Source organism: Zooshikella ganghwensis DSM 15267, assembly GCF_000428585.1.
Taxonomy (GTDB): Bacteria; Pseudomonadota; Gammaproteobacteria; order Pseudomonadales; family Zooshikellaceae; genus Zooshikella; species Zooshikella ganghwensis.
The window spans coordinates 1-13,463 of sequence record NZ_AUAF01000053.1 but is presented as its reverse complement, the minus strand read 5'-3'; the positions used below and the strand labels follow the sequence as shown (position 1 = coordinate 13,463).

The following is a 13,463-nucleotide window of genomic DNA, read 5'->3' as shown; positions in this document are numbered from 1 at the left end:
ATGACGTCAAGGATTGCTAATAACACAATACCACTACCCTATTTATTGATTCCTTTACTGGTTATCTGGCTACTGGCATTTTTCCCTACCCATCAGGCGATGGTTCATGTATGGATTAATTCAGTGACATTTGCTCATGGGTTTTTAATTGTGCCTATGGCGCTTTATTTGTTTTGGCAACGACGACAGTTAGTTAGTTTGAACAATGCTCAGCCCAGCTGGTTGGCGTCGCTGATTTTATTGGGGCTGGCAGTAGTCTGGTTTGTGGCGGATGCTGCAGGTGTAAATGTTGTGCAGCAACTTGCTGTGGTGCTCATGATTCCAGTTATTATATGGGGACTACTGGGCTTTCAGGTGTTAAAGCAAGTAGCATTTCCTGTTGGTTACCTTTTGTTTGCAGTACCAATGGGCGAAAATTTGGTGCCGCTTTTACAGGATATTACAGCCTGGTTTTCAGTGAAAGGTCTGCAATTGGTGGGCATACCGGTTTACTGGGAGGGGTATTATATTTCAATTCCTTCAGGTGACTTTTTAGTGGCAGAGGCCTGTAGTGGTATTCGGTATTTAATTGCTTCAGCGGCACTTGGCGCATTTTACGCTTATATTACTTTTAACAGTTTAAAGAAGCGTATTTTATTCATTGGTATTAGTTTGGTTTTACCGATTATCGCCAATGGTATTCGGGCGTGGGGCATTATTATGATTGCCTACTATTCGAATATGAAGTATGCCGTTGGTGTTGATCATATCCTTTATGGTTGGGTCTTTTTTGGCATCGTTATGCTTCTACTATTTTGGATTGGTGGAAAATTTGCTGATAATCCAATTAGTCAGCAAAGTGCAGCAAGTGCATCAGGAGCAAATGAAAGCATACCAAACGATGGGAGTAGCTTGGGCGCTCAAGGTTTAATGCCGCCTGTTGAGAAGCAGCATTGGCGGATGCTGATCTGGTTAGCCGCGATTATTGTTTGTATTCCTGTACTTACTTTGTTAAACCAGCCTTCATCGATCAGTCAGGTAGCTTTTACATTACCTGAAAAAGCGGCTACCTGGCAGTTAACACAAAAACAACCTGTTAATTGGCAACCTACCTTTTCAACAGCGCATACAACACATGTAACATATCAAAATGATGTGACAGATCAGTCCTTGCTGCTCTTTGCAGCACACTATACTGGAAGAGAGCGGGATATTGAGCTAGTCAGTTATGCCAATCAACTATTTGATGAAGATAACTGGAAGGTACTATCACAACAAGTACGTAACATTGAAATTGCGGGAAAAACTTACTCTTTCTATGAGTATGTTATTGAGCACGATGGGCAGCGACGTCTTTTGTGGTCATGGTATGTGCTAAATAATAAAGTAATGACCAATATTTATTTGATAAAGCTATACCAGGCATACGGCAAGTTGACTGGGCAGTTTTATGGTGGCAGCTTTTTGGCGATTGCTACTGATTTTGATATTAAACCAAGTGAAGCGCGAGAAAAATTGCTGCGCTTTTTAACTGAGGCTATGCCTTTGCTAACTGAGTCTTTGGTGAGCTATAAGCCTTAACCCTGTAGTGAAAAAATATCCATCATGGCAAATCACTATAATAGGAGATGATATTTAATATTGTCTCTTATGAGGAGATTAGGCTGAGTGGGTACACAAGGCTGTTTTATTATGATGACGTTAACCAGTGCTGAACACACACCCTTAATTGCCCATTTGGTCTTTCGTTTAGATGTAGGTGGCTTAGAAAATGGTTTAGTCAATTTGATTAACCGTATTCCTGAATCACGTTACCGTCATGCTATTGTTTGTATGACAGATTTTTCTGATTTCGCTCAACGTATAAAACGATCTGATGTGCAAATCATTGCGCTGCATAAAAAAGAGGGGCAGGACTGGAAACTGTATTACCGGTTGTGGAAAGTTTTACGACAATTAAAGCCTGATTATGTTCATACTCGGAATATAGCGACACTTGAGGGGCAGTTCATTGCCTGGTTAGCTGGTGCTCGTGGACGAATTCATGGTGAGCATGGCTGGGATGTTTATGATTTAGCGGGAAGTAATAAAAAATATCAGTGGTTGCGTCGGGTAATGAATCCTTTTGTGAAGCATTACATCGCATTATCCTCTGAAAGTCGCGATTATTTAATTAACAGTGTAGGTGTTGCCGCTAACAAGGTAGCACATATTTATAATGGCGTTGATACTGATAAGTTTTCACCAGAAACACCACTTGCGTCGGATGTTCCAGAGTCATTTACGCAACCAGGACAGCTCATTATTGGCACAGTGGGCCGATTAGCCAAAGTAAAGCACCAGCAAAGCTTGCTAGCTGCATTTATTGAGCTGAAAAAAGACAGCTCTATTGCGGATACGATTAAATTAGTATTAGTGGGTGATGGTCCGGAAAAAGACAGTTTGCAAGCACAGGCTGAGCAAGCAGGTGTTGCTGCATCCGTTTGGTTTGCAGGCATGCGGCAGGATATTCCACAGCTGATGCGTCGATTTGCTATTTTTGTATTACCCTCATTAGCAGAAGGTATTTCTAACACAATACTGGAAGCAATGGCATCAGGCCTGCCCGTGGTAGCAACTGATGTGGGGGGAAATAGTGAGCTAATACAGCATCAGCAAAACGGTATGATTGTACCTGCAGATAATGTAGCAGCTTTAGCAGAAGCCATTCGTCAGTATCTTATCAATGCTGAGTGTCGAAAGCAGCATGGTCTCGCGGCACGGCAGCATGTTGTTGAGACATTCAGTATGGACGCCATGGTTAATCGTTACACGTCAATTTACGATCAGTTGCAACTGAATTAATCCCCTTTCAGTAAAGGTATCTATTTATATGTGTGGCATTGCAGGGATTTTTCATATTAAAGAGTCGGCAGCAGTCGTGGATCGCGCCCTGCTGACAGCAATGAATAATACCCAGTTTCACCGTGGGCCTGATGAGGGGGGAATCCATATTGAGCCAGGTGTTGGGTTAGCGCATCGCAGGCTGTCTATTATTGACATTTCTACTGGTCAACAACCTTTATTTAACGATGATGGCTCAGTAGCCATTGTTTTTAATGGAGAAATTTATAATTTTCAGGATTTACGCCAGGAGCTTATTACTAAGGGTTATCATTTTAAAACCCATTCTGATACTGAAACCATAGTGTATGCCTGGATTGAATGGGGTGAGGAATGTGTTAAGCATTTGCGAGGCATGTTTGCCTTTGCTATTTGGGACCGAAATCGCCAACAGTTATTTATTGCCCGTGACCGTTTAGGGATAAAACCGTTATTTTTTGCTACGTTGGCTACAGGCGAATTTATGTTCGCTTCAGAGTTAAAAGTACTTTTAGCTCATCCTCATTTAAAACGTGATATTTATTTACCCGCTATCGAGGATTATTTTACCTTTGGTTATATTCCTGAGCCCAATACGATTTTTAAAGATGTTTTTAAATTATCTCCAGGCCATACGTTAACATTGACACGGGGAGTGTCTGAACCCGTTATTAAACCCTACTGGGATGTACCTTTTACTCAGCATCCTGACTTGATCAAAGAAAATACCGAAGCCCAGTTAATAGAACAACTTCGTAAAGCGATTGATATTCGTATGGTCTCTGAAGTGCCACTGGGTGCTTTTTTATCAGGGGGCGTAGACTCTAGTGCTGTGGTAGCCATGATGGCAGGGTTACAGCAAGACCCGGTCAATACTTGTTCTATTGCTTTTAATGAAGCTGATTTTAATGAGTCTGAGTTTGCCAAAGAAGTGGCTCAGCAATATCACACTAATCATTGGGAAAAAACCGTTGAGGTTGATGACTTTGAGCTGCTAGATAAGCTTGCACTGCTTTATGATGAGCCTTATGCCGATAGCTCAGCCATGCCCACTTATCGTGTCTGTGAGTTAGCGAAACAACGGGTTACGGTAGTGCTTTCTGGTGATGGAGGGGATGAAGTCTTTGCGGGTTATCGACGTTACCGCTGGCATATGAACGAGGAACGTGTCCGCAGTAAGCTGCCACTCGGTTTTCGAAAACCAGTATTTGGTTTATTGGGAGAACTTTATCCAAAAGCGGATTGGGCTCCAAGAATTTTCCGAGCCAAGACAACATTCCAGTCATTAGCACGAACATCAGTTGAAGCCTATTTACACTCGGTTTCCATTTTAAATGATCAGCAGCGTAGCGACTTATTTAGCGACCGGTTGAAGCGAGATCTTCAAGGCTATCATTCAATTGAAGTTTTTAAACGACATGCTGCTAATTGTCAGACAGATGATCCATTGTCACTGATTCAGTATTTGGATATGAAAACCTATTTGGTTGGTGACATTTTAACGAAGGTGGATAGAGCCAGTATGGCACACTCTCTTGAGGTGCGAGTACCCTTTCTGGATCATAAACTGATTGAGTGGTCAATGAATGTGCCTCCTTCCCAAAAGCTACATGGCCAAGAAGGTAAATATATACTGAAGAAAGCACTGGAGCCGCACCTTTCAAATAATATTTTGTATCGAGACAAAATGGGCTTTGCAGTACCTGTGGCTAAGTGGTTTCGGGGACCTCTCAAAGAACGTCTTAAACAGTCAGTATTAAGTGAGCAGATGCTTGATAGTGGCTATTTTAATGCGGATTATTTACGTCAGTTAGTGACTCAACACCAAAGTGGTTTACGTGATCACAGTGCTGCGTTATGGACATTATCAATGTTTGAGGCATTTCTACGCCAAGTGTTGTCTGCGGATAGTGCGGTTTCTCAGGTGGCTTAATGTATGAAAGTGTTACATATTTTGGATCATTCTATTCCACTGCACAGTGGATATACATTTCGTACCCGCGCGATTTTACAGCAGCAGCAGAAATTAGGCTGGCAAACTTATCAGCTTACCAGCCCTAAGCAAGGTGTTACTCCACAGTTATGTGAGACAGTTGATGACTTAGTGTTTTATCGCACGCCACCTTTGGCCAATTGGCTGCAAGCAATACCTGTCGTTAATCAGTTAGCGATTATCCCAGTATTGGCCAAACGTATAGTCCAAGTTGCCAAAGAAATTAAACCGGATTTAATTCATGCTCACTCACCGGCAATCAATGGTATGGCGGCTTATCTGGCGGCTAAAAAGTTAAAACTCCCTTTGGTCTATGAAGTTCGAGCATTCTGGGAGGATGCTGCGGTTGATCATGGTACGGCACAGCAAGGTGATCTTCGTTATCGACTGACCCGCAAGCTGGAAACCATGGTCCTTAAACGTGCACATGCTATTACAACAATTTGTCAGGGACTTAAGTCGGAGATGTTAACCCGTGATGCAGTGATTCAAGATATCACGGTGATTCCCAATGCCGTTGATATCGAACGTTTCCAGCCACAGGATCAAAAGGATGCAGAACTGCTTGCCTCACTGGGTTTAGAAGGACGACTGGTTATTGGCTTTATAGGCTCTTTTTATGCCTATGAAGGTTTGGACCTGCTCATTGAAGCCATGCCTGGGTTGATAGAGAAGATGCCCAATGCCTGTCTGCTTCTGGTGGGGGGTGGCCCTGAGGATGAAAGGTTGAAACGGTTAGCTAAGCAAAGCCCTGTAGCGGATCAAATTATTATGACAGGGCGAGTGCCACATGATCAGGTGCATCGCTATTACAGTACTGTCGATATTTTGGCCTATCCACGTAAGCCTATGCGGCTGACAGACTTGGTTACCCCTTTAAAACCACTGGAAGCTATGGCGCAGCATAAGCTGGTTGTTGCATCGGATGTTGGAGGACATAAAGAGCTTATACGGCATGGTGAAAATGGTTTGCTGTTTAGGCAGGGAGATGTGTCTGATTTAATTGTTCAGATTGAACAACTGGCAGGGGATAGTCAGCTTCAGCAACAGCTGTTGCATAGTGGTCGCAAATATGTGGAGCATGAACGTAACTGGAAAAAAAGTGTTAGTCATTATCAGGATGTTTATCAACGAGCGATTGCCAAAGTATCTGGCCAAAGTGCAACAGTAAGCTAAGCCATGAATATATTGGTCTTCTCTACGTTATACCCTAACTGTATTCAATACCGTCATGGCATTTTTGTAGCCACGCGAATGCGAAAATTTGCTGAGCTAACAGCGCATAATGTAACTGTGGTTGCACCTGTTCCATGGTTCCCCTCCAGTAATCCTCGTTTTGGCCGTTATAGTGAGCTTAATCAGGTGCCTGAGGAAGAGGAGGTTAATGGTATAAAGGTTTACCATCCTCGTTACCCAGTGTTGCCTAAAGTGGGTATGAGTATCGCACCAACACTGATGTATTGGAGTCTGCGAAAGTTTATGGCAAACCTGCTGAAAATGCAGCCATTTGACTTAATTGATGCACATTACTTTTACCCAGATGGTGTTGTGGCTGTTGCGCTTGGCCGCTATTTGAATAGACCTGTTGTAGTATCTGCCCGTGGGCAGGATATTAGTCTGATTCCAAACTATACTCTGCCGCGCTATCAAATTGTGAGAGCGGCAAATCAAGCCTGTCAACTGGTAAGTGTTGCCAAGCCCTTGAAGCATCGTATGGAGGAAATGGGGGTCACGACGCCTATTCACTTATTGCAGAATGGTGTTGATCTTGAACTGTTCAAACCTGCTGCGGATCGCGAACGCTTACGCCAGGCTTTGGGCCTAGATGGATTAACACTACTATCAGTGGGTAATGCAATAGAGCTTAAAGGGCATCACTTGGTTATAGAAGCATTGACTGAGCTGCCAGAGGCTAAGTTAGTGGTGATTGGTGAAGGCAGTGAACGTGTAAAGTACCAGCAACTGGCTGAACAATTAAATGTTGCTGATAGAGTCACTTTTACGGGTAATATTCAGCAGGGGGATTTGGTTCAATATTATAATGCTGCTGATGTATTGATTTTAGCATCTCGTCGAGAAGGTTGTCCCAATGTTGTGCTAGAGGCGATGGCGTGCGGCACACCTGTTATTGCAACGGATGTAGGTGCCATCCCCGATTTAATTGCACCACAGGTGTCGGGCTATCTTTTACCGGATCGATCAGTAAGCAGTATTGTTGCTTTGGTGAAGCAGTGGCAAGCAAACCCTTTGGCTCGTGAACAGGTTCGAGCGCATACAACCCAATTTGGTTGGGAGCAGGTTATTCAGTCATTGGAACAGCTCTTTTTAAATGTGTTGACAACGTATTCGCAAACTTCAATTGTGGAAAGTCAGTAACAACCTTAGTCTTGCTGCATGGTTTTAATGTAATGCTGTAACTGATTTATATCTTGGCGTAGGCTGTTAACCTCATCTAATAAGTCTAAAGCAAACGCTAATCCTGACAGGTTTAGTGAAAGGTCGCGCTTTAAACGCAATGCCTTTTGTAAGCGTATTAAATCACCTGCCATAAACCGCCACTGCTCTGGTATGTGGTAGTCATTATGAGGTTCTACAATACCATAGCTTACCATGGCAATAATAAGCGTTTGATCCACCCCACACCGCGCACAAATTTCAATAAGGCTGAAGCGTGGTGATGCATCAATAACTTCTACATCAGAAATGGTGATTGGGGGATGATGTGGACTCATTTACACTCCCAGTTTCTGTCGTGGATTAAAGTGAGATGTTTCCTGTGCTAGTTGTTGATAAAGGCTTTTCGCTTTGTCACTGTGATGGGCTGGTTGAGTGAGCTGTAAAATCGCATATTGGTCGCCAGGTGGTGTGCCAGGTAAACCACGACCCTTTAACCTAAAGCGTTGCCCTGCTTGGGCTCCTGCTGGAATTTTAAGTGAAACTTTGCCTCCCAGTGTTGGAATGGTAATGGCACAACCCAGAGCTGCTTCCCAGGGGGTAACAGGAATATTCAGAAAAATATCTTTGCCCTCAGCATGAAATAAAGGGTGGGGGGCAAGCTCAATTTCTAAAAATAAATCACCACTTGGGCCGCCACCAATACCTGGTGCACCTTGACCTTTTAGGCGGATGTGTTGATTTTGAGTGACACCTGCAGGAATTTTAACATTAAGCGTTTTTGTACGATGAGTAATTAACCCTTGGTTATCAGCTTCTGGGACTTGAAACTGTAAAGTACGCTGACAACCCTGGTAGGCTTCTTCCAAAAACAGTGCGATACGATGATGAATATCATCCCCACGCATTTTTATGGTTTGCTGAAAACCTTGTGAGGAATAGTGTCTTCGGGCACTACCATGTTGCCCAAAAATAGCCTCAAAGAAATCACTGAACTGACTGTCACCACTAAATGCTTCATGGAAGTGGTTAGCAGACTGCCAGCCAGGTGGTGGTTGAAACGAGCCATCACGTCCTCGCGCACCTAGCTGTTTAAGCTGGTCATATTCTGCACGTTTTTCAGGATCTTTTAACACCTCATATGCTTCACCAATTTCTTTAAACTGACTTTCCGCATTGTCCTCTTTACTAACGTCAGGGTGATATTTACGAGCTAATTTTCGATAGGCTTTTTTAATGTCTTCAGTTGTTGCATTGTCTTTAATTCCGAGGATTTTATAGTAATCTTTAAACTCCATGGCGATTGCCTATGCCTGACTGTATTGAATAGGGCCTATAATGTTTATATCAGCCGTGCTGAGTTAACGCAGTAAACTCAATCTTTTATTGTACCCTTCACGAGCCATTTTTTGGGTATACGTTGTTTATTATTTAGCACGCTTAGCATATTGAGCATTTAGTGTGTGACGAGCGTGTTCAATAGTTTGCTTTATTTTGATGACAAAGCGTTTGAAATAGCGATATAACTCACCAAAGCCATAAAGTTCAGCTTCAAACTCGACCTGGCTGATATATTCACCATCTAAGATTCTCTTTAATGCCATTAAAGGGGTATCAGGCCGATTAAGCCCTGCTTCACACGTGGTTGCTGACTGAACACTGGCAGCTCGTAACCAGGGCCAGTGCTGTTTATGCCAAAAGCCACTGGGATAACAAAAATGGTCATAGGTTTTTGGCAGTAACTGTTCTAATGCATATCTATTTTCTAGAATTTCCCGAGTCGTGAGCTGTTGGTCAACGGGTAGCTGATGGCGGTGAGTATGTAGCTGAATATCAATGTTGGGTGAAAAGCAGGACTGAACTTGCTGGCTGCTCATGACGGTAAAAAGCTTGTCTTGTCTGATAGCTTCATAATCAATAGCTAATGAGGTTGCAATTTTTTGTGCTAATTGTTCCCGCTCTTGTTGTGACAAATGATCTTCACCAAGCTCAATAAGTGACCACATCAATTGTTGTCTATCAAGCTGATCGGCATGCGTAAGCTGCTGACTAAAAGGCTCTAACTCTGAAAGCGAAGGTGTGCGGTCTTCTGCCAGCCAAAACATATATTGGACCGCCAAAGAAAAGATCGGCGTTTGTTTTTGCTGATAATAGGTTGTGAGATAAATGGTGGCCGGCATGTTGAATTGGTTTAGAATGGGAATACCCATTTCAGCCACACTGTGAAATCCATCATCAATGGTAATAATAGCGTTGTAGCCACGCAATTGATTCCGTTTTAACAGGTCAATACCCGTACTCAAAGGTAATACGGTATAACCTGCTTTTTGCAGGGCGTTGAGGCGTTTTTGAAAAGTATCTGCTTTGATAAAGAGCTTAGGAAATGCCTGGCTTTCATCTCTAAGCTCATAAGCATGATAACAAAGAATTAACAGCTTATTGCGATTTAGAGGCTTTAATAATCTAAAAACGCCTAATCCCCTGATGATACGTAACAGGAAGACTTTAAACATAGTTGTGTTACACCGGTTGTGAATGGTAAATGCTCGGTAAACGGTTAACTTTTTCTTCTTTATTAAAGCGACGGTGATAATACAATGAGCCGATGTACTCAAAGCCGTATTTTTCAATCACATGTCGAGAAACTTTATTAGTTGCTGTGACAACAATAAATAGCTGTTTAGCCCGGTATACAGTAAATGCATCGTGGATACGCTGCTGCAAGCTTAACTGATGTAGCCCTTGCCCACGTGCAGGAGGATGAGTATACGAGTCATAAAGTACAGCAGATTGAGGTGGAAAAGACATGCCCTGTTGTACTTCATTAAAAAAGGCTTGTTTCGCATTAGGTATTAGCCAGGCATAAGACAGTAAAGTCGAGTGATCAGCATAGGTATAAGGAATTTCTCCCTGCTCAATACGGTGTAAAGCCTCTCTTGTAAATCGGCAGCGGTCTTGCCAGTTATAACAAGGTATATACTTCAGCAAATCATCAAGATGGTTTATTTTAAATGGGGCTTCAGTGAGCGAAGAGGCTGTATCTTCTGTTAGCTGATAAATCCGTAGCTCAGTATCCTGTAATAGATGTTGTTTAACTTTTGTAATGAGCGCGGGTGATGCTGCACGGCGGATTTTATTAATCGTTTCTTTTGCTTGGCCTGGGGTAATGTTGAAGTGAGCTAATCCTTGCTTGACGTGATCTAGACCTTTATCTAAATAGGTAGCAACTTGTTTATCCCGTTGATTTCGATAACGATAGAGCTCGTAAACGATATCATAGGTGGTCGCAAATCGGTTTTTCCATGGGTCGCCACCGGGAGTTAAGTCAAAACAGGACATACCTTCCTGGGCCAGAAGTTCACATAACATTAACAAGTGAATTTTGCCAGGAGAGTGTGAACTGTAAAAAGGTGAATAACAGAAAATAGCTAGGTGAACATTATGTTGGTGGATAAAACCTAAGTGAGCTGCAACTAATTTATCATCAATCCACAGGCCCGTCATATGCAATAAATGGCTCTGTTGCTGGCAAAGTGCTTGATGAAAATCATGCTTGCTATGATCATCCAGAAAAGGAAAGCTTTGGTTGGCTGCACCTTGGCGAAAGTCATATAAAGGGATCATTTGTTTTAGAAGAGCTATTTGCTCGTCTGGTTTTGTTACACGAGCAAAGTGGAGAGTTCCTTGTTTTTTGAGACGATTTATACGACTTTTGTTGCTTTTCTTTTTTAATGACTGGGCAATAGCTGCAGGGTCTAAAGTATTTAAAGGGCGTTGGTGTGATGTTAGCAGTATGCGGTCTTTATTTATTATGTGCTGAAGCTGATCTGTAATTAGCTCTGTTGGAAAATACTTTAGCTGTAATGCATGTTCAGCATAATGGTGGTCTAACAAATCTAATAATTTTTGGAAAAAAACAGCTGTATTTTGTTGCTGGCAAAGCCAGCCTTGGTACTCTGCTTGGTGACTTCCTGCTGCAATAATATGTTGGTTTCTTACCGCTAAGCACATAATGGCTTGCACTTGATCATGCTCAGGGAGATATACGATCAGTGGAGTATAGCTATGAGCATAATGCTGGTACCAAAGCTTTATATAGTCAGGTGCTTGATAAGGGGTTGCATAGTCACTTAGTTGGTAAAGGTTTTGCCACTGCTGGAAAAAGTCTGGGTCATTGATAAGCTGCCAGGCATGTTGTGCCGATGCGTGTTTAAGATCCATGTCAAGTCCATTGCTAGTGGTTTAATTTACTTTTAACAAAATTAAGAATAATAGTCTCTGCACCTTTAGGTTTGGCAAATAAATACCAAAACAAGTAGTGCATGATTAAATATACAACTGAACATAGCAGTCCCATGCCAATGACTGTGATTAAATCGAGAAGAATCGCTTGTTGCAATGGGAACCACTGAGTGAGTGATACTATAGCAAAGATTGTGATGAATGCTGCAAGAAAGGTTCGCCCGATTGGTGCCAGCATAGCGAGCAATGAAATAGTATGTATTCTGCCGATGGTAATTAAGCTGACGCAGGTTCGTAATGCGGATGTCACTAATAAAGTGTAGAGCGCTGCTTCCAGCTCTTTATTGGCGATAAAATAAAAGAATACAGGAAGACGAATAACCGCTAAAAATAGTGCAATCATGGTCACTATTTTGGGGCGCCCTGTAGCGAAAAAAACGGAGGCTGTTGCTGCTCCAATCAGGTTGAAAGCACCTGCCAAACACATGATTCGGAGCATCCAAGCCGCTTCTAGCCATTGATCGCCGAGAATAATAAACACCACGTACTCGTTGAAAAAAGCAATCATTACGGCTAGAGGTACCCCTACAAAAGAGATTACGGATAAGCTGCCTAAAAAGTTATTGACTAATGCTGTCGGATTATTGGTCAGTTTGGAATAGCCAGGAAAAAGTGCACGCTGGATTGGCCAAACCAGTTCAGCTGTGGTCATTTCCGCTATATCTTTAATAACGGAAACATGCCCTAGTACTTTAGATGGGTAATAGCTACCAATGATGAGATTCATAAGACGAGTGTTAACAAAAAATAAGACATTATTCATCAATAGCCATTTAGAGAAATTCAGTAACGCTGAAGCACCTTTTAAGCTGAGTCTTGGTCTAAAGGGATGCATAATATAGCTTAGGGTTGTGCCCCCAAGTTGACCAACAACCATGCCTGTTAATAGTGCCCAATATGACCGAAAGTAAATTGCGGCACTAACCGTAACAATAAATGCTAATACTTTTTTACTAACCTCATATTTGAATTCTTTGCGTAGCTCAAGTTCCTTCCGAAAATCAACAACACCGATATTCGTGAGCCCTTCGAGAAATGACATGATCGCCATCATAGGAAAAACATACATAAGTCTCGGTTCATTAAATAAGTCCGAAACATAAGACATGCTGGAGAGCAAAATAATAGCAATGCCGATGGTCATCAGCAGGTTCATGGTCCAGGCTGCATTATAGTCATCACGTGTAGCTTTCTGGTTTTGGATAAGGGCCATGTCAAAGTTGAATGTTGTAAGTACATCCAAAATGGCATAAAAGCTCATGGCAAGTGCAACCAGACCAAAGTCTGCAGGTATCAGCAATCGTGCAAGAATAACGGTGCTTACTAACCCTATTGCACGCACACTCAGTTTGAGGCAAACCATCCAAACTGCCCCTGAAAACATTCGTTTACTAACCGTGGAAGCATCCATCTAGCTAATGGTCCTCTAATAAATCTACAGCTTGTTGTAATGCGTGGTTTTGACGCTAAGTTTTGGTTGTCAGCGCCTATTTTGTTAAAGAAAAGCAGCGCATTATATGTAAAAAAGGAGGTTTTTTGTTATTCCCTAAAGTGTAGTCCTGTTCTTTGTTGTGAGGTGCATCACTGTAAACGTGTATGTAATGGCAGGGTAGCAGAGTGTATCCACATTAATATGCATTTGTTCTATACCCTTCACGAATGATTTCTAGGTTTTGTTATCTTCACTCCTCACCCCAATCACCTATTAATATAGGCTCATGGAGCTTCGTCACTTGATGGCCGCACCTAAAAACCATTCATATTGGGTATATTGTGGCAATTATAACAGCTTGTTCGCAACCTGTTCCTGCGAGGGTTTCTTTTGGCTTTCTCTAAAGTAACGCGATGCTCGACTTTTATTAGTTTGAAATGACAACCCCTGACCCCAACCTTTGTTTTGCCGAAACAAATTCAAAGGGACAGGGGATGTCAG

Annotated in this window: 10 protein-coding genes; 5 read left to right on the top strand and 5 right to left on the bottom strand. The window is 42.3% G+C overall.

What is annotated here, in order from left to right:
* The 5 genes from xrtA (at position 1) to F607_RS0112930 (ending at position 7,210) form a co-directional block, all read left to right on the top strand.
* Positions 1-1,560, top strand: coding sequence for an exosortase A (xrtA, locus tag F607_RS29585; RefSeq protein ID WP_051311447.1), 1,560 nt, complete (start codon positions 1-3; stop codon positions 1,558-1,560).
* Between the two features lie 111 nt (positions 1,561-1,671).
* Entirely contained in the window at positions 1,672-2,823 is a 1,152-nt protein-coding gene (locus F607_RS29580; protein WP_038291265.1) for a TIGR03088 family PEP-CTERM/XrtA system glycosyltransferase, read from the top strand.
* A 28-nt stretch (positions 2,824-2,851) separates the two neighbouring features.
* A complete protein-coding gene (locus F607_RS0112940) occupies positions 2,852-4,774 on the top strand; it encodes an XrtA/PEP-CTERM system amidotransferase (protein ID WP_027708425.1) in 1,923 nt (640 codons plus the stop codon).
* A gap of 3 nt (positions 4,775-4,777) precedes the next feature.
* Positions 4,778-6,010 (top strand): TIGR04063 family PEP-CTERM/XrtA system glycosyltransferase, encoded by a 1,233-nt coding sequence (locus F607_RS0112935; protein WP_027708424.1) that lies wholly within the window; start codon positions 4,778-4,780, stop codon positions 6,008-6,010.
* A gap of 3 nt (positions 6,011-6,013) precedes the next feature.
* Positions 6,014-7,210: a glycosyltransferase family 4 protein gene (locus F607_RS0112930; protein ID WP_027708423.1), complete on the top strand. Its 1,197-nt coding sequence runs from the start codon at positions 6,014-6,016 to the stop codon at positions 7,208-7,210.
* Positions 7,211-7,215: 5 nt separating this feature from the next.
* Here the strand turns inward: F607_RS0112930 and F607_RS0112925 are convergent, their stop codons facing one another.
* The 5 genes from F607_RS0112925 to F607_RS0112905 form a co-directional block, all read right to left on the bottom strand.
* The gene (locus F607_RS0112925) at positions 7,216-7,566 is read right to left on the bottom strand and encodes a chaperone modulator CbpM (RefSeq protein ID WP_027708422.1); all 351 of its coding nucleotides are present in this window, start codon (positions 7,564-7,566) and stop codon (positions 7,216-7,218) included.
* Complete coding sequence (locus tag F607_RS0112920) at positions 7,567-8,526, bottom strand: DnaJ C-terminal domain-containing protein (protein WP_027708421.1); 960 nt, start codon at positions 8,524-8,526, stop codon at positions 7,567-7,569. It lies immediately after the preceding gene.
* Positions 8,527-8,655: 129 nt separating this feature from the next.
* Positions 8,656-9,741 carry a polysaccharide deacetylase family protein gene (locus F607_RS0112915; RefSeq protein WP_027708420.1) on the bottom strand — a complete coding sequence of 362 codons (1,086 nt, stop codon included), beginning with the start codon at positions 9,739-9,741 and terminating at the stop codon, positions 8,656-8,658.
* Positions 9,742-9,748: 7 nt separating this feature from the next.
* A complete protein-coding gene (locus tag F607_RS0112910) occupies positions 9,749-11,449 on the bottom strand; it encodes a GNAT family N-acetyltransferase (RefSeq protein WP_027708419.1) in 1,701 nt (566 codons plus the stop codon).
* Between the two features lie 13 nt (positions 11,450-11,462).
* The gene (locus F607_RS0112905; RefSeq protein ID WP_169719796.1) at positions 11,463-12,893 is read right to left on the bottom strand and encodes a lipopolysaccharide biosynthesis protein; all 1,431 of its coding nucleotides are present in this window, start codon (positions 12,891-12,893) and stop codon (positions 11,463-11,465) included.
* Positions 12,894-13,463 lie beyond the last annotated feature (570 nt).

Bases quoted from the DNA above. Each gene is read 5' to 3' on its own strand.
- F607_RS0112930 (WP_027708423.1), top strand. From the start codon at position 6,014: ATGAATATATTGGTCTTCTCTACGTTATACCCTAACTGTATTCAATAC.
- F607_RS0112940 (WP_027708425.1), top strand. From the start codon at position 2,852: ATGTGTGGCATTGCAGGGATTTTTCATATTAAAGAGTCGGCAGCAGTC.
- xrtA (WP_051311447.1), top strand. From the start codon at position 1: ATGACGTCAAGGATTGCTAATAACACAATACCACTACCCTATTTATTG.
- F607_RS0112920 (WP_027708421.1), bottom strand. From the start codon at position 8,526: ATGGAGTTTAAAGATTACTATAAAATCCTCGGAATTAAAGACAATGCA.
- F607_RS0112910 (WP_027708419.1), bottom strand. From the start codon at position 11,449: ATGGATCTTAAACACGCATCGGCACAACATGCCTGGCAGCTTATCAAT.
- F607_RS29580 (WP_038291265.1), top strand. From the start codon at position 1,672: ATGATGACGTTAACCAGTGCTGAACACACACCCTTAATTGCCCATTTG.
- F607_RS0112925 (WP_027708422.1), bottom strand. From the start codon at position 7,566: ATGAGTCCACATCATCCCCCAATCACCATTTCTGATGTAGAAGTTATT.
- F607_RS0112935 (WP_027708424.1), top strand. From the start codon at position 4,778: ATGAAAGTGTTACATATTTTGGATCATTCTATTCCACTGCACAGTGGA.
- F607_RS0112905 (WP_169719796.1), bottom strand. From the start codon at position 12,893: ATGGTTTGCCTCAAACTGAGTGTGCGTGCAATAGGGTTAGTAAGCACC.
- F607_RS0112915 (WP_027708420.1), bottom strand. From the start codon at position 9,741: ATGTTTAAAGTCTTCCTGTTACGTATCATCAGGGGATTAGGCGTTTTT.